The sequence below is a fragment of the Telmatocola sphagniphila genome (assembly GCF_018398935.1).
Classification (GTDB): Bacteria; Planctomycetota; Planctomycetia; order Gemmatales; family Gemmataceae; genus Telmatocola; species Telmatocola sphagniphila.
The window spans coordinates 2306380-2332356 of sequence record NZ_CP074694.1; the positions used below are offsets into that span (position 1 = coordinate 2306380).

Here is a 25977-nt window from a genome sequence, read left to right on the forward strand (position 1 = left end):
TCAGACTCTAAATGGCTAATGGCTTTCCCGTTATGAATCCCCAACTCGAACGGAATGCGGTAAGGCATCCCATTGAGTTGGAAAATATTTCACGCCCTCGGCGTGTACTATTCGATTTCGACTCAAACTTGGTTCTCGATCGCCCTTATTGGGTCAGCGAGTAAATTCTTTGAGTGGAATCTCTCCATTTTTCGCAGCGTTGGCGCCTTCTTGTCCGATCCCCATAGTCAATGCTGTTAACCCGGCCAGACCGCCGAGCTCCATGCTCTGCACGGCAGTACTCGGGACGATGACTATCGTAGAATTTTCCTTCAACCCCTCGTAGAGCATGTTCATGGCTCTCAGGTGAAGAGCAACCGGATTGTGCTGATAACTTTTAGCAGCTTCCGCGAATTTCTCGGCTACTTGGCGCTCGGAATCCCCCAGGATGACTCGGGCTTGTCGTTCGCGTTCCGCCTGCGCCTGCATCGACATGGCATTTTCCAGGGCCTGAGGAATTAATACATCTTTGACTTCGACGGAAATCACGCTGATTCCCCAGGGTTCAGTGCGATCGTCGATGATCTTCTGAAGGACGCTGCTGATTTTGTCTCTGCCTTCGAGCATATCCGAAAGCATGGTTTTTCCGATGACATCGCGCAGGGCTGTTTGGGAGGCCCAGCTGATTGCGCTCTCATAATCTGCCACGCCGAGCGCCGCTTTCTTCGGGTCAATAACCTTCCAGAAGAGAACGGCATCCACATCGACCGGCACAGTGTCCTTAGTCAGTGTTTTTTCCGCCTTGAATCCGGTAGTAATAACGCGTGTATCGATCCAGTACGGGATCGCGTCGAGAATCGGGATGATGCAAAAGAGTCCCGGGCCCTTGAGCGAACGAAACTGTCCTAGCCGCAGTATCACAGCTTTATCCCATTGATCGGCAACTCGAATCGATAGAGCCGATACAACAGCGATTGCGAAAGCCACTATCCCACTTACTATGCTTGGCATTGGAGAGTTGGGGCTGTAAACGGCATATGCCACACCACCGCCAATAGCGATGAATACGAAAAAAATGAGTGTCGCAAAAGGGCTGGTCGTCTTCATGGTGAATTCCTGAATGAACAAAGAGTTAAATATCCCGCCTCTCTCAATAGGGAGAGGGGGAGCGAACGCGAGTTTAAAGGCTTGAAATTTAGGGTTTGGTTCCAACTGCAGGTTCTTCGACCATCTTGCGGGCGTCTTTCCAGAGGGTATCGAGAGCTTTGCTTGTTCCCTCAGACTCTTTCGAAACATCGATTGCCGAGATCTCGGTTATCAGCTTTTGAGCCGATGCTTTCATCGTTTTGTCACCGACTTGAGAGACGTCTTTAAGGGCTTTTAAGGCATGATCCATGCGGTTCTTGGCAGCTTTATAGTCTTTGCCGTTATAGTCTTGAGTCCCCATCCAAATTCGCCGCATGGCCACGTCCATCGGATCAAAGATACTCGCATCAAAGAAGATGATGCCGTCTCCTACCCGACGTAATTCATCGGCGGCTTCTTTGTTTTTGTCCTTATCCAAATCTGCCTGTGCGATCTTCACCAATCGCGAAGTGTACGAAACCGACATATCGACTTCGTTAAAATCCAAGGATTCTTCGACAGCTTCAAGTTCAGCCTTAGCTTGGCTCGCCCCTTTTTCTTTGTCCTTGGTCAAAATCGTTTTCGCTTTCTTGGCGTGGTCTTTCGCCTTTCCCTCCGGCAGCACATCGTATATTTGATCGATGGAGGCAAGAATGGTTACGAGATCCTGGTGAATTTCTGAAGTATTTAGATAAGACAAATCGGTTTTGGTGACCCAGATGTGATCTATGACCTTAACAGTTGGCAAAAGCTCTTTGAGAATTTTCAAAAGAGTACTTGCTTGCTTCAATTCGCTTTTTGCATCAGGATTTTTTTTGCCTTCGATATCTTCCTGAGCTTTCGCGACGTGACCGAGAATTTTTAGCCCAAGTGAGGAGACTTTTGCCTGGTCTTGAGGCGAAAGCGTTTTGCCCGGCGCAAAATCCACTGACTCAAGGATGCGACTAATTCCTCCTTCTTTCTGATCGTCCTTGCTCTCCTTCGTCTGATTTACTGTTTCTTTCTGCGTGTCGCAGCCGAGAATAAAGGTGGGGATTGTTAGCGACCCAGCTAAAACACTCAGAATGAACTTTCGATTTTTCACTTTTCTATTCCTTGAACACAGCGTGAAAGATCCAACCCGGACTATCTAAAATAAATAGTACCGCTGATCTCTCAGATGAAACGGATAAATTCACAAACAATCAAGATTGCGATTCATCGTTATTTCTCGACTTACTGTCAACTTCGAGGTAACGTCGGATCGATCCAATCAGAATTCAGGTAGATATGAGTTTTTGGTCACCTCTTGAGACGGATTCGTTTTTCGACTAAACCCGAAGGTGATCTTGACTATATAAAACTCATCCGGTTTAGTTCGATTTACAGACCAGCTCAAAGCTCCGAGGTCATATCTACATGGGTAGTATCCGAGACGCACGCTCTAGACTGGACAGGAAAATCAGTGAAGTCTGTGGTGTAAATGGACAGGGAACACGTAAGGATAAAGGACCTAAATTAACATCCTGTAAATATCAACATCGCAACTCCGTGATGTCAAAACTGTACATATATTTTTTGGTAGAGCTGGTATAAAATCTTGCAATTGCGAGATCTTGACAATATCAGTCATTTTACCACAGGAAGGGTTCTTCCGTTTTTTGGTGCAATTCTGGGCTCTTTTGCGTTCGCGGATTTGGAAGCTACCGGTAATCTACAAAATAACCTTCGCCAAGTTCGAGAAAGAATATTTCAGACTTAAAATAAGTCTAAAATAAGTCTATAAGTATCCGCGTACTGGAGCTTATAGGCAATTCGAGTTTCTTTGTTTACCGAGAAGTCTATCGTCGTTGTCCGCACTGCGGTCACTGGCAATCATTTTCGCCCTCTTCAAACGGCTTGATGGGAAACGACTTTCAAGTCGAATTGTCCGAGGACAACTCGCCGAAGGGAAATACCCATTGATGATCCTAATCTGATCATTCTGTACGCCCGAGATCCGCAACAATTGAGAAGTTGGGTTATAAACGGATTTAGGCGACAGCGATTTCGTTACAAACGGAATTCACACCTGGAGCATTCCAAGCAACAATTCCTGCCTGATCTTTCTCGGAATAGGAACTCACCTTTCCCGTCAGTGTGACTGTGGTACCACTGGTAGCCACTCGTACCTTTCCACCGTCAATTTCGGCATTACGCACGAAGGCTTTCTCGATAGAATCCTTTATGCCATTGGGCTCTACCAGGGCTTTGACAGTGATATCGTTCGAAACGCCTGTAACTCCTGGCATGAATCGAACTGAGTCCTTGGCTGCCGAACGTTGGTATTCCCAATTCACACAACCCTGGAGTGTAATCCAACCTTGCGAAACCGTGGCTTGAATATCGTTGGGAACCCACACATGCCACTTAAGCGAATTCACCGCCGCCTCAGCGATTTCCGTATCCGTTTTCGTGTGTTCGCCGAGCAGTTTAATCGTAACTTCTTGAGCAATCCCTCGGACTCCTTCCACCCGTTGAGCAGCTTTCTCGACAGCCCATTTTTCGGCAAATGAAGCCACCGTACCATTCAAAGTCACTATCCCGTTAGCGACTGCAACGCCTATCTGGGCGGCTTTGGCACTCGGTTCCCACTTGATCTCATCCATGACGTCTTTTTGTAATTGCGCATCCGTTTTCATCTGATTATCCTCGATCTGCTTAAGCCGACGATCCAACAGAGTAAATTCTGATTGGGTTGACCAGCTGCTATATCAGTATCTCAACTCTAAAAAGTGAATAGGACAGATCATCCGGCAGAGTATGAGGGGAAAACTCGCAAAGTGGGGTAAGGGAAGAATGATGCGACCAATCCCAGACAGGAACAGGGCAGATCAAAAATAAGGTTTCCGATAGCTTGGAGTGATCTCTCCTGACTCGCTTTTGCTTTATCACCCGACACCGGAATCGCTTCTTGCGACCGCACATTTGAATCAGCCCCAAGTTATCAGAATGTTGCGGGTCGGTAAAAAAAGGGATTTTCTCGAGCTTTAATTTGCTGCTTCGGACGCAGCCATTAAGATAGCCAGTGAGTAGCGGCCCGAAAAGCGGAACGTACCGCACTCAAGGAGAAATCATTCAACGAACGAACCCACCAACGCCGCGACATTCGGATTAGACATCGGTATTGTTGCTCGACCGTACTCCGCTCTTCACCTCCCTACCCTTCAATAAACAACACTGTTTATATTTCTTGCCGCTGCCACAGGGGCAGGGAGAATTCCGATCGTATTTCTGACGTCGAAGATTTGGCTCATTTAAAATTGAGCGAGTATCCTGATGGAACATTTCTCGAAGCATGCCGTACAATTCCGGATCTTTCTTCTGCAAGAGCTCCGGCGATTTAAAGAAATACTCGGCCAGGACCGCTAAAAATTCCTGATCGTTCGTGTAGGCGTAATCTTTGAAGTAGGCATGGTTTTTGGCGGGATGAGCAAGTTCTTTCGCCACGTATTGCACCCAATGCCGGACAGACTCCCAGGGAACTTCCGTCGGCAGGCCATGTTCGAGTTCTTCCTGTTCGATCAAATGGACGAATTCATGGATGCCGACATTGTCTGAGCCAATTGGATTATCGAAGCCGGCCAGGAGCGACGGTTTGGACAGGATCATCACTCCGCTAAGGTGTTTCAGGCCGACCATGCCGAGAATGTTCTCATCGGTATTTCCAGTCGTTTGATATTTCTCGTCGAACGATTCCGGATAGATCAGGACTTCACCCAGTCGATGATATTCCCAATCGTGGAACCCGAAAATGGGGATGATCGCACTCGCCGCCACCAGTAGCCGAACAGTGTCATCAGCTTCGGTGCGAATACCCGTAATGCGGATTTCGTCGAGGAAAATTTTCACGAGTTGTCGGAAACGCACTTTTTCAGGGTCAGGCAGAGATTGAAAGAAGACCACGTGACCCTCTAGGATTTTTTCCCACTCTGCGGGAAATGGTCGTCCCATGATAGACAGACGGCGAAGACATCGTCGTCGAAGCAACCAGTAGCAGAGCGGGCATAGGATCAGAGTCATTAGAAAAGGTGGGAAAAACCGGCCAACCACTACGAAGAGGATTGCCATCAGCCCAACACTAACAAGGGCGCGATTCCGGTTGAGTCGGTTGGCTTCGGGGGTCACTAACATCGCTAGAATCTCCGGTGACATCGCAAAACGATTCTGAGGATTCGTCCCGCGTACGGGCCGCTAATTTTTCTTGGAGGCGTGGTATTCCCGACGAATGTGTTCCAGATCCACAGAAGGCTTGGGAAATTTCAAATCCAACTCTTCCAGGTGTTCCACAACAATTCGTGCGATCGCGAGGTTTCGGAACCACTTGTGATCGGAGGGGATAATAAACCAGGGGGCGTCGTGAGTACTGCATCGAGACAGGACATTCTCGTAGGCAGCGATATAATCGCTCCAGAATTCTCGTTCTTTGTAATCGGCCTCGCTGATTTTCCATTGCTTCGCAGGAAGGTCGAGTCGCTCTTTGAAACGACTCAGTTGTTCTTTCTTTGAGAGATGCAAGTAGAACTTGAGAATACGAGTATTCTCCTCAACAAGCCCTTTTTCAAAATCGTTGATCCGATCATATCGAAGAGACCAAACCGCTTTCGGCACCAGATCGTGGACGCGAACGACGAGTACGTCCTCATAATGGGAACGATTGAAGATGGCCACTTTTCCCCGGGCCGGTGCATGTGGGTGAATTCGCCATAAGAAATCGTGAGATAACTCTTGAAGAGTCGGCTGTTTGAATCCGACCACGCTACAGCCTTGAGGATTCATAGCTCCCAGGATATGGTCGATCGTGCCATCTTTGCCTGCAGTATCCATGCCTTGAAGGCAAATGAGTAGAGAGTAGCGTCCATCGGCATAAAACAACTCCTGGAGCTTTCGAAGTTTCTTTCGATCTTCGTCGATCTCTTCGGAGGCTTGTTTGTGGTTATCGTGCTGGTCCTTGAACCCGGGATCAATCTCCTTGAGCTTGACCTTACTTCCGGGGGCGACTTTGAACCGATTGATATATTTCATCGCTATCTTCCTCTCTGAATGCTACGCGACCGAGGTCGGGATATGCTTACTCATCTTTATCACTTTCAAAGCACCGATTACTATCAGTCAAGATACCATGACATAAGCGAATATCTCTGACATTTGCACTCCGGGTAACAAGGGCCGTCGGGGTAGTTCCCCCCGAGTCCGGAGAGTGTCCACTACCTCCACAGCAAGAAGTACGGCCTCGAGAATCTTGCGAGGAATCGTCGACCAGAACGAGCGTCGTTCCCGCCGAAAAAGGAAAGAACGTCGATGAAATCATGCAGAATCCGGGAGCAGAAGCTTCTCAGGGCTTTACTATTCGCCGCCAATCTTTCCCGTCGCCTGCCGATCTCGCACTAAACGAATGTAGAGTATCAGAAGAGCCAACGGCCCCAGCAGAAGACCTGCAATACCCCAAAGGGCCTGGCGGAGTTGGCTGAAGCCCAATTCCATGGCCCACTTGGCAGAAATAATTCCGCAGGTCAAGGCATGAAGACTGTAGGAATAGTGTTCGATTTCCATGACGTACTGTCTTCTCGATTCGAGAAGTGAACTCCGCGACTTCATGAGTTAAGGGAGGGCGTTTCCAAGAGAGCCGTATATTCACCGCGCCGCGCCGCCCGATTGCAGGTGGCTCTATGATACAGCGCTTTCTGAGCCTCCGAGACGTTCTCGGAGGTTCCATGCCAAATTTCCAGGGCCGGTTGCTGGATCGCGCGGGCAAAGGAAAAGGTTAACACCCAGGGCAATCGAGATTGGAATTTCAAATTCAGGGCATTCAAACGAGCTGAGGCCAATTCAGCAGATTGACCCCCGGACAAAAAAGCAATTCCCGGAACCGCGGCGGGCACAGTCCGCAGGAGGCAGCGGAGAGTAGCATTTGCCACTTCTTCCACAGTTACTTGTTTATAGGAAGACGTTCCCGGAAGTATCATATTCGGTTTCAGGAGGATTCCCTCCAGCATCACCCGTTGACCGTAAAGAGCTTCGAAAATCATTCGCAAGACTTTCTCCGACAATTCCCCACACCGCTCCAGAGTATGTTCGCCCTCCATTAGAACCTCCGGTTCGACGATGGGGACGAGTCCAATTTCCTGACACAAAGCCGCATATCGCGCCAATGCCTGTGCATTGGCCTCGATGCAACCCCTGCTGGGAATCCGTTCGCCGATTGCAATTACCGCGCGCCATTTTGCAAATCGAGCGCCCATCTCGAAATACTCCGCAAGGCGTCCGCGCAAGCCGTCCAAGCCTTCGGTTATTTTCTCTTCCGGATGCCCTGCTAAATCCTTGACGCCGGTATCGACTTTGATACCAGTGAGGATTTTCGCATTGCTAAGAACCTTTAAGAAAGGAGTGCCATCTTTCTGCTTTTGCCGAATTGTCTCATCGTAGAGAATAACTCCGCTGATGCTCTCATTGAGACCGGGTGTTGTGATAATCAACTCCCTATAGGCGCGGCGGGCCTCCTCCGTTTGCGCAATACCGATTTTGGCAAATCGTTTATTGCAAGTTTCCGTACTTTCATCCATCGCCAGCAGGCCTTTATGGTCGGCTAGTAATTCTTGAGTAGTCTCTCGGAGGAGTTGCGTGTTCATAAATTTCGATTCTTCTTTGGGGATCACAATTCGAATGTGGATTCACTTCTTGTACGCGCTGCTAAGTCCTCGAGGATGAGCTAGCTAAGCACGCATATCATCAGGAGTGCAATCCGCGTTATAACTCGATTATTTCGATGGATGCACTCCCGGCGAGGAGGTAGCTCGCGAACGAGCGCTTGCTCATAAGAAGCCGATCGTTCTCGATGATTCTGTTTCTCAGCATTCATCGTGTAACCGTTTTTTTCGAGGAATTCGCGGGAGCTCGAGGGTCTAAGTTGTGGGTTTTCTGATCCATCCATTTCCAATTGCGGATTTCCGGCATGTCTTCGCCCCGTTCGTCGATAAAGCTCTTGTGTTCCACGAGCTTGTCTCCAACCATCTGTTTCAAATAGGCCGCCCGATCTTTCAACTGAGGCAATCGGTCGATCACGTCCTGAACCAGATGAAAGCGATCCAAGTCGTTTTGAACTCGCATATCGAAGGCAGTCGTTATTGTGCCCTCCTCCTTGTATCCGCGCACGTGAAGATTTTGATTGGTACGTCGATAGGTTAGACGATGAACTAAGCTTGGGTAACCGTGAAATCCAAAGATGATGTGTTTATCTTGGGTGAAGAGTGAATCGTAATCCGTTTCACTCAGTCCGTGCGGATGTTCGCTCGCGGATTGCAGCTTCATGAGATCAACGACATTGATAACGCGTATCTTCAGATCGGGGAGATAGTAACGCAGAATCGAAACCGCCGCGAGAATCTCCAGCGTCGGAGTGTCTCCACAGCAAGCCATCACGACATCCGGTTCGGCCCCCTCGTCGTTACTAGCCCATTTCCAGATGCCGATGCCTTCGGTGCAGTGCACGACCGCAGCATCCATTGTCAGCCATTGCGGCAGGGCGTGTTTGCCGGCCACCACGACATTCACATAGTTGCGGCTGCGTAGACAATGGTCGAAAACCGACAAAAGACAGTTCGCATCGGGGGGTAGATAGACCCGGACGATTTCGGCTTTTTTGTTGATGACGTGGTCGAGAAAACCGGGATCCTGATGAGTGAAACCATTGTGATCTTGCTGCCAAACGTGCGAAGCGAGCAGATAATTCAGCGAGGAGATCTTTCGGCGCCAGGGCAATTCCAGCGTGACTTTCAGCCACTTGGCGTGCTGGCTAAACATGGAATCTACGATACGTATGAAGGCCTCGTAGCTATTGAAGAGGCCGTGACGACCGGTTAAGAGATAGCCTTCCAACCAGCCTTCGCACTGGTGTTCGCTGAGCATTGAGTCTAGCACTTGGCCTTGAGGAGCCAAGAATTCATCGTTCTGAATTTCGCGTGCGTCCCACTGTCTGTCCGTGACTTCAAAAACTGCGCCGAGAAGATTCGAGAGCGTCTCGTCCGGGCCGAAAATGCGAAAATTCCGTTGCTGTTGATTTTGCTTGGCAACATCCCTGAGGAACTTTCCTAACACGAGAGTATCCTGGCCACTGACCGCACCCGGTAAGGGAACATCAACGGCGTGCTGATGAAAATCGGGCATCCGAAGATCTTCGAGGAGAATTCCCCCGTTGGCGTGAGGATTCATCCCCATCCGGCGGTTTCCCTTCGGAGCAAGCTCCGCCAACTCCGGTTTCAGTCGACCACTTTCGTCGAATAACTCCTCGGCCTTGTAGCTTTTCATCCAACTTTCCAGCAATTTGACATGCTCAGGATGAGCGGGATCCACCAACAGTGGCACTTGGTGGGCGCGGAAAGTGCCTTCGATCTGCAGGCCATCCACGACTTTGGGTCCCGTCCAGCCTTTGGGGGATCGCAAGACAATCATGGGCCAACGTGGCCGGACGCACGGGGAATCTGGAGAGAGACTGCCCTTTTTATCTTCCTTCTTGTGACGTGCTTCTTGTTGGATTTTTTGGATCTTTTCCACTACCGTATCGAGTGTTTCGGCCAGCGCCTGATGCATCAACGCGGGATCATCGCCTTCTACGAAGTAGGGACTCCAGCCGTTTCCGCGAAGAAATTGTTCCAGTTCTTCGTGCTCGATCCGAGAAAGCACGGTCGGGTTACTGATCTTATAGCCGTTAAGGTGCAAGATCGGCAGCACCGCGCCGTCGGTAATAGCATTGAGAAACTTGTTCGATTGCCAGGAGGTCGCCAAGGGACCCGTTTCCGCTTCGCCATCCCCGACCACGCAGGCAACGATCAGATCGGGATTGTCGAAAGCTGCCCCGAACGCATGGCTGAGAGAGTATCCCAATTCGCCGCCTTCGTGAATCGAACCCGGGGTCGTCGGCGCGACGTGACTGGAAATCCCGCCGGGAAAGGAAAACTGCTTGAACAGCTTTTTCAATCCGGCTTCATCCTGGGTCACATTCGGATAAACTTCGCTCCACGTTCCTTCGAGGTAAACATTCCCCACGATTGCCGGGCCGCCATGTCCTGGCCCGGCGATATAGAACATGTTCAGGTCGTACTTCTTGATGACTCGATTCAAATGCACGTAAATGAAATTTTGGCCCGGCGTGGTTCCCCAGTGACCGACGACCAACGGCTTTACATGCGAAAGTTGGAGCGGTTCTTTCAGAAGCGGATTGTCGTAGAGATAAATCTGCCCCACCGACAAATAATTCGCGGCCCGCCAGTAGGCATCGATTTTTCGCAACTGTTCCTGATCCAAGGATGCGATTTTGCCTTCACGTTTCGACATCGTCAACTCCTTCGAATAGTCCGGTATTTTTTCGCAGTCCGGTTTGCCGCTCACGAATTCTCGGGTAAGCGCGCTTTTGCTTTGGACAACGATTCGTAACCCGCGAGTACATCGAATAATTCCTCATCGATAGTTGCTTGGCGTTGGCGACGGAAAGTCTGGTTGAGGACCTCCAGAATTTCGTCGATATTTCTTTCCGCACGTTGCATGGCGGCCAATCGACTCGCATTTTCACTCGCGAGGGATTCGGCCGCGGCCTTGAAGAGGGAAACGAAAAAATATTCCCGGAGGAGCACCCGCAACATCGCCTCAGGGTTGCCGATGATCTCCGGCAGGTTTCCGCTCGGCCAAGGAAGGTGAACCAACCGGAGCCGCCACTTCTCATCCAATGGCAGCAGGCGTTGGCTCACCGGTTCATAAGAAGCTCCCGCCTGGGGATGATTGTGAAAAAGGTAAAATTCACCGATCTCCCCTTTCTCATAGTGCGCTTCACATTCGACGAGAATCTGCCCGACGAGTGGCGTGATGGCAGTTACTGAGGACGGAACCCCGAAAACTCCCACGGAGGAGAAACCGACGTCAGCCAGCCGGGATTGAATGCGTTCGCCGACGGCCCAAATATGCTTTTCTCCCGGAAGCGTATTCAGAGCTTGAACGACAAAATCGGCCAGCCGGTCGTTGAATTGTCCTACCAGTCCTTGATCTGAACCGAAGACTACGGCGTTCACCGCTTTCGCCCGGGACACGATCGCGTTTCTGCCGAAATTCCCCGGCATTCGTAAGCAGACGGCTAAACCAAGTTCAACCGTTCGGTAGTAGTCGGTCAGAGCAAGTACCGATTTCTCGTACTGTGTAATGCTCGATGCCGCCAGGGCCTTCATGGAGCGAACTACTGCTTCCAGATCGTTCGCTCCGCTGATTTTGCGTCGCAAGCTCACCAAGGTATCGCTCATGGATGGCTTTTGAGTTCGGGATGAGTTTTAGGGAGCAAGGTCTCGAGCGCTTCCGTCGCCAAACGCAGAATCAGTTTGTGATCATCGTCGTTCAACTTGTCGTTCGAAGTGAATCGCTTCTTGAGATCCGGCGCCAGGTCGGCTGCGACCTTTTTCAACGCGTGCTCGGCTTCCGGAATCGAGCCGAGCGGCAGACGGTCGAGCAGACCGCCGGTCAATGCGACCAGGAGGACAATTTGCTCGGGAACGGAGGCCGGCTCGAACTCCGGCTGTTGGAGGAGAGCGCGGATCCGTTGGCCGTGGTCGATGATTTTGCGGGTGCGTTCATCGAGCCGGGTGCCGAATTTCGCAAACGATTCCAGTTCCGAGAATTGAGCGTAGGCGAGTTTCAAATCTCCTGCGACGGCCCGGTAAGAAGCGCGCTGGGCCACACCGCCGACACGCGAAACCGATTTGCCAACATCCACCGCGGGCAGAATGCCCAGTTCAAACAACCTCGGCGAAAGATAAATCTGGCCGTCGGTGATGGAAATCAGATTCGTTGGAATGTAGGCGGAAATATCCTGCGCCTCGGTCTCGATGATCGGCAGCGCGGTCAGGGAGCCCCCGTGAAGTTCTTCGGTGAGATGAGTGGCGCGCTCCAGGAGTCGGGAGTGGATGTAAAAAATATCGCCGGGGAATGCTTCGCGGCCCGGAGGTCGACGGAGCAGCAGGGAAAGCTCGCGGTAAGCCCGGGCGTGATGAGTCAAATCGTCGAACACGATGAGTACGTCTCGACCCGCTTCCATGAAGTACTCCGCGATGCTGGTGGCGGCATAGGGAGCGATGTAGGCCAGTCCCGGCGGATCATTACCCTCCGCCACAACCACTACCGTGTACTCCAGCGCGCCTTTTTGACGCAAATTGGCGACGACTTTGGCGACTGCGGAGGCTCGTTGACCGATAGCGCAATACACGCAAAGGACGTTCTGATCACGCTGGTTCAAGATGGTATCGATGGCGATGGCCGACTTACCGGTTTGCCGATCGCCCAGAATCAATTCGCGCTGGCCTCGACCAATCGGAATCAAGGCATCGATTACGATCAGGCCGGACTGTAAAGGCACGCTCACCGGAGCCCGGTCCAGGATCGGTCTGGCCGGACGTTCAATGGGCAGATGCTGTTTAGAGTCAATAACTCCTTTTTCATCCAGAGGCTGGCCCAGCGGATCGATGACTCGTCCGAGCAATTCCTCGCCTACGGGTACGTCCATCACTCGGCCGGTGCGTTCCACCTCATCTCCGGCTTGTAATAGTGAGCAATCCCCGAGCAAAACAACACCGATTTCGTCCGCATCGACATTGAATGCGATACCATAGAGATCGCCGGGAAACTTCACGAGTTCTTCGAAGCCCACGTTCGGCAGACCCGAAACCTGAGCGATGCCGATGGAGACGCTCGCGATCGTACCGACTTCGCGCGGCCTCAACTGCGGCGTGAAAGCCTGAAGCGTCCGGCCGATCCCCTCGTACGCCTGGTTGAAAATCGCGTGCAGAGTATCGAGTGGGTTATTCAAGAGGACGCCTTCAGGGCCGCTGGCGCCGTTAAATTCCCGAGTTTGGATCCGGGCGGAACGCGGGAGGGTCGCTCGGACTTGGAATCCCCCGGAAGAAGTTCGCCGGCGCTCTTTTCTAGGGCCGCAAGATAGTCCGCGATGCTCCAGGCCACTTTCTGACCTTTGGTGGAAAGCTCGATGCCGCTGACAATGTCCGGCTTGGTATCGAATTGGATTTTCACATCGGTAGAAAATGTTTCATTAATCGCCCTCTGGATGTCAGCTCGTTGGGCCGGGGGGAGTTCGAACGCACTCCTTACGCGGACCGAGTCGGACGAAGCCTTGAGGTCGGCGGCAAATTGCTCCCGGGTCGGCCCCGAGATAGCCCGCAGCCTGCTGACGAACACGGCAGTGATCCGCGCTTCGAGGTCCTCGGCGGAGAGATCCGCCAGGGTCTTTCGTGCAATCGCGAAGACTTGCTTCTGGGTCCACTGGGTAATTTCTCGGTTCAAATGACGCTGCTCGCTCTGCAGGGCTTCCTGGCGTTTGGCCCGCCATTCGTCGGCCTCCGTTCGCGCTTTCTCCAGTAATCGCGTTCGTTCGGCTTTGACTTCGTCGGTGCTTTTTTGCCACATCCCCGCCCGCTCCTGGTCGAAAGCTTCGTTCTTGTGCTGGAATTCGTCGTGCTCCTTCTGCGATTCCGCTTTTTTTGCCGCGGCCTGCGCGAGTTGGTTAGAAATCCCTTTCTCCCGTTCATCGATCGCGTGAAGAATCGGCTTGTACAGGAACCGCTCCATCAGCCCGACCAGGATGAGGAAGTTGATCACTTGGGCAACCACCGTGAACCAATCGATCGGCATGGTTCACCCTCCCGTTGCGGGTATGATGGCATGGTTCCAGAAGGGATTCGCGAAGATCAAAATCATGGCGATCACCAGACAATAGATGGCAATTGATTCAATCATCGCCAGGCCGACGAATAAAGTTCGAGTTATAGTTTTTGAAGCATCGGGCTGCTGGGCCAGCGAGCTTAAAGCCGTCGCAACCGCTCGGCCTTCACCGAGCGCCGGGGCGATGCTCCCCACCGCGATCGTAACGCCAGCGGTCGCAATCGAAGCGATTGCGATGAGAGTCATACTGTCCATATCTGTCCTTCCGGTGAATTTTGCATTTGCTTATTCGTTCGTTCGCGTGGCTGCAGCGATGTAAACGGCCGCCAGGATGCTGAAGATGTACGCTTGCACCATGCCCGTTAACAGACCCAGCAGGTTCATAAAGATCGGGAACAGAAGCGGCGTTATCGTCAGCAAGATGCCGACAATCATCGCCCCACTCATGATGTTGCCGAACAGTCGGATCGCCAGGGCGAACGTACGCGACAATTCGCTGATGACGTTGAAGGGCAGCATGATGAAAGTGGGCTTTAGGTAAGACTTCAGATAACCGATTAATCCCTGCTTCTGAATGCCGAAGATCAGAACTGCGACAAAGACGGAAATAGCCAAAGCCGACGTCGTGGAAAGCGAACCTGTCGGCGGATCGTACCAGGGAAGAATCATGCAGAGATTCGAAAAGGCAATGAAAAGAAACAAAGTACCGATGAAACCGAGGTACTTCCCGGGATTGTGCAGGCCAACTTCTTCGATCTGTTCGCGAATCGTGGTGACGACGATTTCGAGAAATCCCTGCCAGCGTGAACCGGGTCCCTCCGTTTTCAAACGTCGGGTGATCAAGAGCGATCCCAAGGTCAGAACAAACATCAACGCCCAGGTCGTGACGATCGTACTATTGAGCTCGACGAACTTCCAGCGCCAGAGAATGATTTCATCGGGACTAAGATGCAAGAGGATTCTCCTTCACGAGTTCCGTCCGTTCTCTTAACAGCATTCTGGCCAGCCCCCGGACCACAAAAATTCTCGCACACAGAAATCCCAGCAGGCAGGCAGAGAGACTCTCCCACGGCCCCTGCGAAACGAAATAAAATCCGACGAGCACCAGGGCGGCCCGGAGCAAAAAGCTGCCGAGGAACCAGAGGGCCGGATTATTGGACACTAAGCCCTTTTGGACTGTCCACCAGAGGCCGCCCAAAAAAACGATCCCGAGCAAAAGGCCGGCTATCCAGGCATAGGCAAGGTTTGAGTAACTACTCATGGTTCTCTTCATGCATCTGATGGAATTGAGATTTGATCCAGTGCCAGGACGTCCAACAACCGATGATCAAGCCCAGCAGAAGAAGCATCAACGTCCAGGAATAAGAGCTCGGGTAACGCTTGTCCAACCACAGGCCCAGAGCCGCACCCAGAAGGGTAGGAACCATGACCGACCAGCCAATTAAGCCGGACATCCCTAAGCCGAACCAGATCGTTTTGGTGGTATCGGCCTGCGCCTTCAGCTTGCGCGCCGCCTCCGCAGCCACCTTCTGGCTGAATTTGGACTCTTCGAGGCCGCGTGGTTCTTCATCCATGTTGAATTTCCATTAATCGGCGAAGGAATCCCCCCTCCATCCTTGCTAATACCGAACGCACGTTCTTTTCCTGTTCGTCCAAATTCAGAAATTCTTCCTTCACTGCAGCAGCGAGTTTATCGAGGTTCGTCCCGCCAATCGCGTTGCGAACCGATATCAAAACATCGGCACCCGTCTTCACCAACACCCCGCGATCGATGGCGACGTAGACCTGACCTTCCCTCGCGGTTTGATAAGTCAAGATTCCCGGGGTCAATGCGGCCGTGCAATCGAGTCGGTGGGGCAAAAGCCCAATCGCTCCTTCGAGCGTTTGGGCGACAAGACTTGTTACATCCTGGCTTTGGAGGAAGATCTGATACGGAAGAAGGACTTTGAGATTAATGAGCCTCGACCCCCTTCCCCGACGAAGTTGGTGAATTGGATCCCGAACGCACCGGCGAAAGCTGCGGAGCGTCCTCGCTCTCCATTTTCTTTTTCACTGGTTGTTTCTTGGCCGTGGCTTCGTCGATAGCCCCGATCATGTAGAAAGCGCTTTCCGGATAGTCCTTGAACTCATCCTTCAAGATTCGCTCGCAGCCATCGATGGCATCCTTCAGGCTCACGTCTTTTCCCTTGATGCCGCTGAACTGCTCGGTCGCGAAAAACGGCTGCGTCAAAAATCTTTCCAAGCGCCGGGCGCGGCCGACGACATTGCGATCCTCGGGAGTAAGTTGCTCCATACCGAGCATGGCGATGATGTCTTTGAGTTCTTCGTAATGGGCGAGAGTCTTACGGATTTCCTGCGCCAGGAGGTAATGACGTTCGCCGATGACGGTCGGAGTCGCCATTTTGGAATTGGATTGCAGTAGGTCTACCGCCGGGAAGAGCCCTTCACTCGCTCGTTTGCGGGAGAGAACGATCGAGGCGGAGAGGTGAGAGAACGCGTGCACCGCGGCGGGATCGGTCAGGTCGTCGGCGGGAACGTAAACCGCTTGAATGGAAGTGATCGATCCCGAATCGGTGTTAGCAATTCGCTCCTCCAGGCCCGATAATTCGGTACCCATCGTCGGCTGATAGCCCAAGCGCGAGGGCATCTGTCCCATCAAGCCGGAGACTTCCATACCGGCTTGGATGAAGCGAAAGATGTTGTCGATAAGCAGCAATACGTCGCGATGTTCATCGTCGCGGAAATATTCGGCCATGGTCAAGGCCGCCAGTCCGACCCGGAAGCGCGCTCCGGGGGGCTCGTTCATTTGACCAAAGAGCAGCACCATATGCGGTAGCACACCCGCTTTTTTCATATCGTGATAGAGCTCTTCGCCTTCCCGGCAGCGCTCGCCGATGCCGCAAAACAGGCTCACACCCTGTTGATGTCCCACCATGTTGTGAATCATTTCTGTAAGTAACACGGTCTTACCCACCCCCGCGCCCCCGAACAGCCCCGCCTTTCCGCCGCGCTCGAGCGGCATCAAAACGTCGATGACCTTGATACCCGTCTCGAAGATTTCGGATTTGGTCGAACGCTGGACCAACGGGGGCGGATCCCGATGAATAGGGCGCCATTCCACTTCCGTAGGAGCGGGCTGACGATCGATGGTATTACCGAAAACGTCAAACATTCGCGACAGGATCCTTTTTCCCACCGGCACCTTTAAAGGTCCTCCCGTATCGAGGACTCTCATGCCCCGAGAAAGTCCCTGCGTCGGATTCATTGCAATCCCGCGGACGTGATGAGCATCTATCTGCATCAGAACTTCGATCGAAATAAGTGAATCCTTGCCCGTGCGAAGTTCTGTGTATACGGCGGGTAAGTTCTCTTCGAAATGCACATCGACGACGCTCCCGCGCACGGACCTGATAACGCCGGTGTTCGTCGATGGAATCTTCCGTTCGTTCCCGACCGATCGCAGTTCTGTTTCGAGTGCGCTCATTTTTCTTTCTCTGGCTCTGGACATTAAGCCGCGATCAGCCATTCGCGCGCACTCTTTAAATTGGCTTGGTCAAAGTACCGGATGGTGGCCACGGTGAATGGTTGGCAAAACAGCGACATCCCCATCTCCCACTTCGTTTCCCCAACCATGGCGATCTTCTCGATTTCGGAGAAATGCTGAATATCGAACTTGATATCCTGCCAGAGCGCGCCGAGCTCCCAACCGTGAAATCCGCTCATATCGAACAAGATGCGCAGTTTTCCATGTTCTTTGAAGAGCCGATCGAACTCCGGCACTAAATTAAGATAATCTGCCTTTTCCAGCTTGCCACTAACGTTGACGACGAGAAGTTTCCCGCCCTCTTCTTCTTTGAATTGAACCGACATTAGAAACTCCCTTGAATGTAAAGCCGTTAAGATTCTCTAGGATTGGGCTCGGTTTTTGAGAGTCCGTGGGTACTCTCAATTTGTTCAAGTGCCGCTACCATAGCTCGACGACGGATGTGCCGCACAGCGCCGCTGACTTTCGCGGAAAGAAAGATCTCGATCAGCTCGATTGCCAGAGCACTGCCGATCACTTGGCCTCCCAGGCAGAAGACATTCATATCGTCATCTTCCACACCCTGATGCGCCGAATAGAGATCGTGGATCAGTCCCGCGCGGACAGAAGCAATTTTGTTGGCTGCGATGGTCGCCCCGACCCCGCTGCCGCAAAGCGCTACTCCGCGTTCGACTTTCTCGGAAGCGATCGCTCGGGCCAGAGGAATGATAAAATCTGGATAATCGTCTTCGGGATTGAGTTCGTAAGCCCCAAAATCGACTACTTCAAAACCTTTGTCCAGAAGTGTCACGGCTATCTGCTCCTTTAAGTTGTACCCGCCGTGGTCCGCCGCGATTCCTACTTTCCTAGGGGCTTTTCCTTCTTTCGGAGACGGCTGGAGTAGTTTCGTTTCCCACGATTCCTCATTGCGACTCCAGGCTTCGGAATTTTGCTTTACCGAGTGAAGACTACCGGTGATCGAAAAAGGAACGAGGGTAACGGCTAACTCTTCTCGTTCGATTTGATACTTCGGCAGGGACTTCTTTATCATAACTTTCCCCTCGGCGTTCACTTTAAACAGTCAATAATGGCTTGGGTAACCCGTTTCGTTTCGGTCGGATCTCGGACTTCAATGGAATCGACGCCCGCTTGTTTGACGGGGTAGTCGTTACCGCCTGGAAACAGCGCATCGCCGAGATAGATCATTTCGTTAATGGAGATTTTTAGAATATCTTGGAGTTTTCTAATTCCGTAAGCTTTGTCGATGCCGTTTTTCGTAACGTCGATGGAAGTCGCTCCTCCCATCCGCACCGAAAACTCCGGGATCAACTCCACTAGCTTGGCCGTGATTTTCTTTCTCTTGGCATAATCCGGATCCCACTTCTTCTTCTCTTCCAGGGGAGCGAGTTGCCCGAGTGCGGAAAAAGTAATCTGACTTCCCCGATCCTCTATCATTTCACCCCAAAGTTGAATGGGCTTATAGTCCGCTTCTTCAAGAGCCCTGCGGAAAGAAGCCAGGATCTTGACTTTTTGGCTCGGGGAAAAATCCTCCGAATAAAGTTCTTTCCAACCGACTTCATAACTAAAAAATTTGGTGCCGCACGTGGGCAGCAGAGCCAGATTTTTCAAGTTAGAATTCTCCGAGAGCTTGGAGAGCACTTGGATTTCGAACTGAGGCCAATTTCCTCCCGAGATGACAGCCACATGGACGATGCGACAAAGGTTACCTATCAAGGAAGCCATTTCCGCATCTAGTGAAGATTTGCTCGGAGCCAGCGTGCCGTCCAAGTCGTAGACTATTAGCTTTTTCATGGAGATCCGAAAGGGTCGGTCGATTAATTAAGCCTCGAGTGGCACAGCGGGTTTGGTGGCAATTAAAGCCTGAATTTTTTTCATTTTGGAGCCGACGAATAAGACGTTAGTCACGAACATCTCCACACCTCGTCCGCCCATAGTCCGGATATGTAAATCGCCCGATCCCATTCCAATAATCCAGTGTCGAAAAAAATCGTCCTGTCGATTGAGGGATATCGTCATATTCTGCGTGTCGTACGTATTGTTCACGATTCCCCCGAGAAATTCATGGGTGACTTGGCCGGGCCGAAATCTCCAAAAACTCAGACGATCTACGAAGAAAACACTTGTGGCCCAAACCACCAAAAGCAGAGTGGAGGAGAATAGGTAGTAGCCGAGACTCAGAGAAATCGATTGATTGCCAAACCAGCCGAGGATAACTCCCCACCATTCCAGATGGACGGAAAAGAGTATCAAAAAACTCGCGGCGGCAATCAGCAGCGCCGCTTTCATGCCCTTGATTTTGGTGCTGGAAATCAAGATTAACAGGAGCAGAAGCGAAGTGTAGATCACACCGAGATCTCGGCCGCGGTAGAACCATTCCATTTTGCTGCCTATTTGGACCTGATCGTGATTCGACCAGGTCAGTAGAGACATGATGTATCCGGCCACCCAAAGAGGCCACCAGTAGAAAATCGCGGAATGACCGACGACGATCACCTGAGTCGCGATCGCGGGAGTATGGACTGTGACCTGTTTGGGCACCACTCCTTGTTCGGTGGCCAGCGTAGAGTCGAGTGGTTGAATAATTTTATTGGACATTGATGGTATCTCCTGAACGATTGGGGGTCTCCAGTAGACCAGTCCCTTTTGAAAGATCTCTTCCTCCGAGAGAGGCGCTAACTCGCCTCTTCGGAGTTTCCTTCGTGTTGTTGAAGGATCTGCTCGGCTCGAACGAGATTTGCAGGTTCGACCCAGACTTCAGCCGCTAGGCCGGAGATGTCGCCGAGTCCGGCATCCAGGTAATCGCCGAATACTTTGCAAGGAATGCCTTCGCGCTCGAGTGCATTCTGCCAGATATGGGCTAAAAACGGGTTCGCGGCAGAAGCTAAGCGAACGAAGTCGTAGGGTTTCTCAGTCGGCAAAATTTTCATGATATTCTCCAAAAAACTCTCTAGCCTATCGAGAAGCCTTCGCTCGGCCGCACCGAATCGTTCGTTGAGTCAGAGGCGATGATGGCATGTACCGCTTCGCGCCAAAAGCGATATTTCGCTTCTTCGCCGTTCAACTCTCCTGCCACTTCCCACAAAATGTAGAAGCGAGGATGAATTAACTTGGATTGATCGGGTTCGCGAATCAGCTGCTGGGTTTCAAGTTTTTCCACGGAAGTTCTTTCCTTCCTAGAACCGCTCGATGGCAGGAACTTAACAACTATTACAACGCACGAGAAACGCCTGAAACTTAGTTAGGTATTGCACCCCATCAATTCGTAACTTCGGCGGAGCGAACCCGGACGTCCCCTCTAGCCCTAACATCGACATTCGGTTTCTCCGATGTGGCATCACCTCGTTGTCTCGGGATCGATCAGAGGCTAGTTGGCTTTTCCAGGCTTCATGTTTCCCTATGGCTTAGTTTGCAAATCCCAATCGGTGAGTTAGAGAGGTAATGTGGTAGAGTGAGATAGATGAATGAGAAATTGGGTGTCAGGGAAAGCCTGTCGGGCCTAGGGAATGATGGACGCAAGATGCGGAATTATTAAACGTCTTCGATCCCGCGAGCGGGGCGAAGGAACAAATTCGAGCGTTTCTTCTTAGAAGTCCCGGTCGTCGAACGCCAAGCGAAACGCTCTTCGATGGACGAGATAAAAGGACTTTAAGAACAACTACGCCCAATATCTCTTAAATGATCATCTTCCCGATGAAGCGGTACACAACTCAGGCAAAGTCCACTTCCGTAAGGTCCCGATTGAAACTGAAGGCACTCAGAGTAGGCTGACAAAATATCGTTTCGAAAATTCCCAACCAGATTTTAACGCCGATAGGGTAATCCGAAATCTGAAACAACTCGAAGAGCAAGCTTTTACACCCTCTGAGAAAACCAGTGATTGGGTGGAAAATTTTCAGATTCCAGCAACCAGTACTTTTCATCCGAGGACCAAGAAGCCGCGATTCGAAAAGCGGCTTCAACCACCCTCGGGGTTAATTCTCGGGGAGGTAAGGCCCAACGCAACAGCTGATCTCCAGAATCTAATCGGAGGATTGTTTCGGGTTTCGCTGGATTTGCATCCCATGCATCGGATTGGGCCGAGCGAGTTGAGAATAGATTTCCCAATCCATTTCCTAGACCGCAGAACCAATCCCTCTGATCGGCTGTCCAAGGCCCTTTCCAGTCAAATCGTTCTCGATAAATCGGCTCTCCTCCCCGGCGAATTTCCAATTCCTGGATGATTCGATCAAATGCAAACCACTCGGAACTATCCCCTCGCTCGTAGCGGCCGGGTAACCAAATATCGGCCCAAATAAAATTGGCTTCGGCAGCCAATTCTACTTCGACCTTCTGATAGTATCGGCTGCCGCGATAGGGAATGGTTGGCCCAGGAAGAACTACTAGCTCCGCTCCTTCTTCGACTCGGATGTGCCATTGCTGCGTACTGAATTCCTGACCTGCAGGATGGATGCGATTGGCCGATTGGCCGGTGACGATGGTACGTGTTCCCGCCCGCGCCGTAATCGAGATCAACTGGGCATCCCCGGCCAGCAAACCCGCAGTCGGGTTCAGAATATACAGCAGTGAAGCGGATTCCCCTGAAAAATGAAAAGGAGGAAGGATTCGCAAAGGCACTTGCTGGTAACATTCCCCCAAACGTGTTTTGCCGGCGGTATTGAGAAGTTCCACTCGAAGTCCGCCGATCTGACCAGCAGACTTTTGAGCCAACTGCAACGCAGTAAATTCGGGAGGTATCACAAAATCCCCCACTTCGATCCTTTTCATCGAGCAGACTTTCGAGCAGCGAGTTGGGCGCGCACCCAATCGACGACCAGATGGGAATTCTCTCCCTGCCTAAGGCTAATCATGAAAAATGGTTTTTCGCCGCGCATCTTCGTGGCGTCCCTCCGCATGACTTCCAGATCCGCGCCCACATGAGGAGCCAAATCCACCTTATTGATGACCAACAGATCACTGTTGCAAATTCCGGGGCCACCTTTGCGAGGAATTTTATCCCCTTCGGCTACGTCGATGACGAAAATGAAAAGGTCCGCCAGTTCTCGAGAGAAGACGGCGGTCAAATTGTCTCCTCCCGACTCGATAATCATCAATTCCAAGGCCGGGATTTGACGTTCAAAGTTGGCCACGGCACTAAGATTCGCGCTGGCATCATCCCGGATAGCCGTATGCGGGCAACCGCCGGTCTGCACTCCGACAATTCGCTCTAGTGGGAGCACATTTCGTCGGGAAAGAAACTCCGCATCTTCATGCGTATAAATATCGTTGGTGATGACTGCCAAATTCACGCTGGGCCAAAGATCGCGGCAAAGTCGCTCCACCAGGGCCGTTTTGCCGGAACCGACCGGCCCCGCAATTCCCAGTGTAAAAACTTTACGCCGGGGACCGGCAAATCGGCCGCCGCCATGCGAATGACCCGAATCGTTGGGATCGCGATGGTAGAGACGCTGGCTCGAAGAGAGATGCGATTTAGGATCGAAACATTCGAGAGTAAAGTCGGGTCTGTTCATCGCATAAAACCTCATAGAGCGGATTTCCACTGCCGGCCATTTCGACCGGACGATCAGACATGATCTCAGCCAGGGATTCAATTTCCGAATGCAAGTATGCGAGTATTTGCTGCCCGTGGGTATGATTGACTGGGATGGCTCTAGCCCCCGCACCGATCATCCCCAGGCTTGCCTGATGCAGATAAACGATCAGGGTATTTTTCGCAGTCGATTCTGCTAACGCACCCAGTAATCCGAAGACAATCGCATGATGCCAACCTGAACCGATTCCGTTTGGGAATAAATATTCCAACCCCTGAGCTGACCAGTTCCAGGTGCCCGCCAACCAGAAGAGTTGATCCCCCATTTCCAGACTGGCCGCTCGCAAGGAGGGGACGGGCATCATCGCGGTCATCAACCGATTCAATCGTTTCAACTCGACAGCATGGTCGTCGGCATGGATTTCGCGACTGGCTTTGTGCGCCGCAGCCAAGAAAACCCCTTCCAGGGGAGCCAGAGAATAACGCAACCAGTTTCGGGTCCAAGTTTCGAGCGACTCGGAATCCATCACTGTCTTTCTCGCAATCGCTGCTTCCAGACCCCAGGAATGTGTATACCCACTGATCGGTAGTGCCGAATCGCCTATCTGAAGCAAACGGAGGTTCATGGATTCGGACTTTTAAAACAAAAAATATCTTTGTGTCATGGGCAATTCACGGGCCGGTTCACTACCAATCTTTTCGCCATCTACCCAAACCTGATAGGTATCCGGATCGACCCGAATATCGGGAGTCAAATCATTCAATTTCAAATCCTTTTTCGAAATATCGCGGCATTTCTCGACTGCAACCAGCGGACGTTGCAAGCCGTATTTTTGGGCGATGCCTTCCGCCAGCGAAGCCTTCGAAACAAAACTAAAGCTGGACTCCGTCATAGCGCGGCCGAACGAAGCAAACTGGGGGCGTTGATAGACGGGCTGAGGCGTGGGGATACTGGCATTGGGATCGCCCATTTGGGCGTAGGCGATCATACCCCCTTTTAGTATAAGCTCTGGCTTAACTCCGAAATAGGCTGGTTTGAACAACACCAGATCCGCCCACTTACCCGGCTCAATACTGCCAACCTCACGAGAGATACCGTGAGTTAACGCTGGGTTAATCGTGTATTTGGCAATGTATCTTTTCGCCCGAAAATTATCGTTTCGAGAATTGTCTTCCGGAAGTGTTCCAAATTGCGCTTTCATCTTGTGGGCGGTTTGCCAGCAGCGGATGATGACTTCACCAATCCGGCCCATGGCTTGCGAATCGGAGCTGAACATACTCAATATCCCGCGATCATGCAGCACATCCTCTGCACCGATGGTTTCTGGCCGGATGCGACTTTCGGCAAAAGCGACATCTTCCGGCACTGATCGCGACAAATGATGGCAGACCATCAGCATATCCAGATGTTCATCAATCGTGTTAATAGTGAACGGCCGGGTGGGATTCGTGCTGGAAGGCAAAACGTTTTTCAGCGAAGCGATCTTGATGATATCCGGAGCATGCCCACCCCCTGCTCCTTCCGTGTGATAGGTATGAATCGTCCGACCTTTGAACGCGGCGATCGTATCTTCTACAAATCCGGATTCATTTAAAGTGTCGGTATGAATGGCCACTTGGATATCGAAACGGTCGGCTACAGCAAGGCAATTATCGATGGCCGCCGGAGTCGTTCCCCAATCTTCGTGGAGCTTCAATCCACAAGCCCCGGCTCGTACCTGTTCTTCAAGAGATTCCGGTAAACTGCAATTACCTTTGCCTAAGAAGCCAAAATTCATGGGAAAAGCTTCGGCGGCCTGGAGCATTCGCTTCATATACCAGGGGCCTGGAGTGCATGTAGTTGCCCAGGTTCCCGTGGCCGATCCGGTCCCACCGCCAATCATCGTTGTAATTCCAGAAGCAATTGCCACTTCAATCTGCTGAGGACAGATGAAATGAATGTGCGAGTCGATGCCACCCGCAGTGCAGATCATTCCTTCACCCGAAATGACTTCGGTTCCCGCACCGATCACCAGCTTCGGATCCACTCCGGTTTGAATGAGGGGGTTTCCCGCTTTGCCGATACCTACAATCCGACCTGCCCGGATTCCAATATCGCCTTTAACGATTCCCCAGTAATCGAGGACGACCGCATTGGTAATCACCAAATCGAGATGCGGATATTCCGCAGGCAATTTCCGGGAAGTCTGCCCTCCTCCATCTCGGATGACTTTGCCGCCCCCGAAAACGACCTCTTCCCCATAATGAGCAAAATCTTTCTCAATTTCGATGATGAGATTCGTATCGGCTAGGCGGATGCGACCGCCGGTGGTGGGTCCATAATGACCGGCATAAGAAGCCCGCGAAATTCGCACGCTCATGATGACTCCTTCCGGGGCTCGTCGCCAAAGCCTTCAGCACGCATCCGTTCGAGGCTCTGTTTGCGAATCCCAGGATCGTCGAGTTCCCCGGAGACTAGACCACTTCCCCCAAAAACGATTCGACTTCCACCCAAAGGCACCAGGCTCACTTCTCGGATATCTCCCGGTTCAAACCGAACTGCGGTGCCGGCCGGCAAATCGAGTCTTTGACCATAGGCTTTTTCCCGATCAAAGACCAAAGCTCGATTCACCTCGAAAAAGTGAAAGTGAGAGCCCACCTGTATGGGACGATCTCCTCGATTGGTCACGCTAATTGCGGTGACCGGCCTCCCGGCGTTCAGTTCCAGGGAAGGACCATCGAACAGGTATTCACCGGGAATCATCGTACCCTCAAGAAATCGGATCGTGAACGGTTACAAGTTTAGTTCCGTCGGGAAAGGTCGCTTCTATCTGGATCTCATGGATCATTTCGGGCACACCGGGCATCACTTCGTCACGCTTCAATATACTTCGACCCGCCGCCATGATTTCTGCAACCGTCAAGCCCTCTCTGGCCAGTTCCATCAAAGCGCTGGCAATCAGGGCGGTGGCTTCGGGTACGTTCAACTTAAGTCCGCGCGCTTTGCGAGACTTAGCCAGTTCTCCGGCTGTGTAGATTAGAAGCTTATCTCGTTCCTGCGGAGTCAGATGCATGGAAAAGCAACGCCTTACTGAAT

29 protein-coding genes are annotated in these 25977 nt (G+C 51.8%); all 29 read right to left on the reverse strand.

Annotation, left to right across the window (positions count from 1 at the left end; genetic code table 11):
- Positions 1–153 precede the first annotated feature (153 nt).
- Entirely contained in the window at positions 154–1086 is a 933-nt protein-coding gene (locus KIH39_RS09205; protein WP_213499038.1) for a slipin family protein, read from the reverse strand.
- An 88-nt stretch (positions 1087–1174) separates the two neighbouring features.
- Positions 1175–2188: a YfdX family protein gene (locus tag KIH39_RS09210; RefSeq protein WP_213499039.1), complete on the reverse strand. Its 1014-nt coding sequence runs from the start codon at positions 2186–2188 to the stop codon at positions 1175–1177.
- A gap of 928 nt (positions 2189–3116) precedes the next feature.
- On the reverse strand, positions 3117–3764 hold the full coding sequence (locus tag KIH39_RS09215) for a BON domain-containing protein (RefSeq protein ID WP_213499040.1): 648 nt from the start codon (positions 3762–3764) through the stop codon (positions 3117–3119).
- A gap of 472 nt (positions 3765–4236) precedes the next feature.
- Complete coding sequence (locus KIH39_RS09220; protein ID WP_213499041.1) at positions 4237–5256, reverse strand: M90 family metallopeptidase; 1020 nt, start codon at positions 5254–5256, stop codon at positions 4237–4239.
- Between the two features lie 60 nt (positions 5257–5316).
- Entirely contained in the window at positions 5317–6147 is an 831-nt protein-coding gene (locus KIH39_RS09225) for a polyphosphate kinase 2 family protein (protein ID WP_213499042.1), read from the reverse strand.
- Between the two features lie 321 nt (positions 6148–6468).
- A complete protein-coding gene (locus tag KIH39_RS09230; protein ID WP_213499043.1) occupies positions 6469–6675 on the reverse strand; it encodes a hypothetical protein in 207 nt (68 codons plus the stop codon).
- A 41-nt stretch (positions 6676–6716) separates the two neighbouring features.
- Positions 6717–7751 (reverse strand): class I fructose-bisphosphate aldolase, encoded by a 1035-nt coding sequence (locus tag KIH39_RS09235; protein WP_213499044.1) that lies wholly within the window; start codon positions 7749–7751, stop codon positions 6717–6719.
- Positions 7752–7977: 226 nt separating this feature from the next.
- A complete protein-coding gene (locus KIH39_RS09240) occupies positions 7978–10452 on the reverse strand; it encodes a phosphoketolase family protein (RefSeq protein WP_213499045.1) in 2475 nt (824 codons plus the stop codon).
- A gap of 50 nt (positions 10453–10502) precedes the next feature.
- Positions 10503–11405: a F0F1 ATP synthase subunit gamma gene (locus KIH39_RS09245; RefSeq protein WP_213499046.1), complete on the reverse strand. Its 903-nt coding sequence runs from the start codon at positions 11403–11405 to the stop codon at positions 10503–10505.
- On the reverse strand, positions 11402–12961 hold the full coding sequence (locus tag KIH39_RS09250) for an alternate F1F0 ATPase, F1 subunit alpha (RefSeq protein ID WP_213499047.1): 1560 nt from the start codon (positions 12959–12961) through the stop codon (positions 11402–11404). Before KIH39_RS09250 ends, KIH39_RS09245 begins: the two co-directional genes overlap by 4 nt.
- On the reverse strand, positions 12958–13800 hold the full coding sequence (locus KIH39_RS09255; protein WP_213499048.1) for a F0F1 ATP synthase subunit delta: 843 nt from the start codon (positions 13798–13800) through the stop codon (positions 12958–12960). The genes KIH39_RS09250 and KIH39_RS09255 overlap by 4 nt, the downstream gene beginning before the upstream one ends.
- A 3-nt stretch (positions 13801–13803) precedes the next feature.
- On the reverse strand, positions 13804–14085 hold the full coding sequence (locus KIH39_RS09260) for a F0F1 ATP synthase subunit C (protein WP_213499049.1): 282 nt from the start codon (positions 14083–14085) through the stop codon (positions 13804–13806).
- A gap of 30 nt (positions 14086–14115) precedes the next feature.
- Positions 14116–14784, reverse strand: coding sequence for a F0F1 ATP synthase subunit A (locus KIH39_RS09265; RefSeq protein WP_213499050.1), 669 nt, complete (start codon positions 14782–14784; stop codon positions 14116–14118).
- Positions 14774–15091 (reverse strand): N-ATPase subunit AtpR, encoded by a 318-nt coding sequence (locus KIH39_RS09270; protein ID WP_213499051.1) that lies wholly within the window; start codon positions 15089–15091, stop codon positions 14774–14776. The genes KIH39_RS09265 and KIH39_RS09270 overlap by 11 nt, the downstream gene beginning before the upstream one ends.
- The gene (locus tag KIH39_RS09275) at positions 15084–15404 is read right to left on the reverse strand and encodes an AtpZ/AtpI family protein (RefSeq protein ID WP_213499052.1); all 321 of its coding nucleotides are present in this window, start codon (positions 15402–15404) and stop codon (positions 15084–15086) included. Before KIH39_RS09275 ends, KIH39_RS09270 begins: the two co-directional genes overlap by 8 nt.
- The gene (locus KIH39_RS09280; RefSeq protein WP_213500348.1) at positions 15397–15822 is read right to left on the reverse strand and encodes a F0F1 ATP synthase subunit epsilon; all 426 of its coding nucleotides are present in this window, start codon (positions 15820–15822) and stop codon (positions 15397–15399) included. The genes KIH39_RS09275 and KIH39_RS09280 overlap by 8 nt, the downstream gene beginning before the upstream one ends.
- Positions 15782–17314, reverse strand: coding sequence for a F0F1 ATP synthase subunit beta (atpD, locus tag KIH39_RS09285; RefSeq protein ID WP_213499053.1), 1533 nt, complete (start codon positions 17312–17314; stop codon positions 15782–15784). Before atpD ends, KIH39_RS09280 begins: the two co-directional genes overlap by 41 nt.
- A gap of 23 nt (positions 17315–17337) precedes the next feature.
- Positions 17338–17700, reverse strand: a complete 363-nt coding sequence (locus KIH39_RS09290) for a SpoIIAA family protein (protein WP_213499054.1) — start codon at positions 17698–17700, stop codon at positions 17338–17340.
- Between the two features lie 26 nt (positions 17701–17726).
- Positions 17727–18404, reverse strand: coding sequence for an RpiB/LacA/LacB family sugar-phosphate isomerase (locus tag KIH39_RS09295; RefSeq protein ID WP_213499055.1), 678 nt, complete (start codon positions 18402–18404; stop codon positions 17727–17729).
- Positions 18405–18421: 17 nt separating this feature from the next.
- Positions 18422–19165, reverse strand: a complete 744-nt coding sequence (locus tag KIH39_RS09300; RefSeq protein WP_213499056.1) for an HAD-IIB family hydrolase — start codon at positions 19163–19165, stop codon at positions 18422–18424.
- A gap of 27 nt (positions 19166–19192) precedes the next feature.
- Entirely contained in the window at positions 19193–19969 is a 777-nt protein-coding gene (locus KIH39_RS09305; RefSeq protein WP_213499057.1) for a hypothetical protein, read from the reverse strand.
- Positions 19970–20046: 77 nt separating this feature from the next.
- Entirely contained in the window at positions 20047–20301 is a 255-nt protein-coding gene (locus KIH39_RS09310) for a putative signal transducing protein (RefSeq protein WP_213499058.1), read from the reverse strand.
- Between the two features lie 20 nt (positions 20302–20321).
- A complete protein-coding gene (locus KIH39_RS09315) occupies positions 20322–20531 on the reverse strand; it encodes a hypothetical protein (RefSeq protein WP_213499059.1) in 210 nt (69 codons plus the stop codon).
- Between the two features lie 695 nt (positions 20532–21226).
- Positions 21227–22138 (reverse strand): urease accessory protein UreD, encoded by a 912-nt coding sequence (locus KIH39_RS09320; protein WP_213499060.1) that lies wholly within the window; start codon positions 22136–22138, stop codon positions 21227–21229.
- A complete protein-coding gene (ureG, locus tag KIH39_RS09325; protein ID WP_213499061.1) occupies positions 22135–22881 on the reverse strand; it encodes an urease accessory protein UreG in 747 nt (248 codons plus the stop codon). The genes KIH39_RS09320 and ureG overlap by 4 nt, the downstream gene beginning before the upstream one ends.
- On the reverse strand, positions 22841–23527 hold the full coding sequence (locus tag KIH39_RS09330; protein WP_213499062.1) for an urease accessory protein UreF: 687 nt from the start codon (positions 23525–23527) through the stop codon (positions 22841–22843). The genes ureG and KIH39_RS09330 overlap by 41 nt, the downstream gene beginning before the upstream one ends.
- A gap of 12 nt (positions 23528–23539) precedes the next feature.
- The gene (gene ureC, locus KIH39_RS09335) at positions 23540–25261 is read right to left on the reverse strand and encodes an urease subunit alpha (protein ID WP_213499063.1); all 1722 of its coding nucleotides are present in this window, start codon (positions 25259–25261) and stop codon (positions 23540–23542) included.
- A complete protein-coding gene (locus KIH39_RS09340; RefSeq protein WP_213499064.1) occupies positions 25258–25644 on the reverse strand; it encodes an urease subunit beta in 387 nt (128 codons plus the stop codon). The genes ureC and KIH39_RS09340 overlap by 4 nt, the downstream gene beginning before the upstream one ends.
- A gap of 7 nt (positions 25645–25651) precedes the next feature.
- Positions 25652–25954 carry an urease subunit gamma gene (gene ureA, locus KIH39_RS09345; RefSeq protein ID WP_213499065.1) on the reverse strand — a complete coding sequence of 101 codons (303 nt, stop codon included), beginning with the start codon at positions 25952–25954 and terminating at the stop codon, positions 25652–25654.
- Between the last annotated feature and the right edge of the window lie 23 nt (positions 25955–25977).